General features: G+C 50.2%; 1 pseudogene. It reads left to right on the top strand.

From position 1 onward, the window contains the following. Positions 1-271 (top strand): annotated as a pseudogene (locus tag P0G09_RS17660) (hypothetical protein); the annotation flags it as partial. Positions 272-311 lie beyond the last annotated feature (40 nt).

The raw sequence follows: 311 nt of genomic DNA, 5'->3' as shown, positions 1-311 counted from the left end.
GGACGCCTATTTCCGGGATATGTCCGGCTGTGAACTGGCAGAGATCGAACAGGCTGCCGGTGAAAAATGCCAGCCTATCGGACATATCGGCTACTACTACCCGGCAGAGGTTTGGATCTCGGAGTATGGGAAACTGTATGCGAAATATGAGTATCAGGACGAGATCGAGTGCTTTCCCGATGTGTTTGCCCTGATCGAACGGGATCTGCGGCAGTGCAAATTTGATTCCGCTGCCATGAAAACGGTTGAGGCACTGGATAATAAACTTTGAAATCCTCAAAAAGAGGGGGTACTTTTATGCCAGACTGGGC

Source organism: Faecalibacterium sp. DFI.5.82, assembly GCF_029076575.1.
GTDB classification, from domain to species: Bacteria; Bacillota; Clostridia; order Oscillospirales; family Ruminococcaceae; genus Faecalibacterium; species Faecalibacterium duncaniae.
This window is presented reverse-complemented; position numbering and strand designations above follow the sequence as displayed.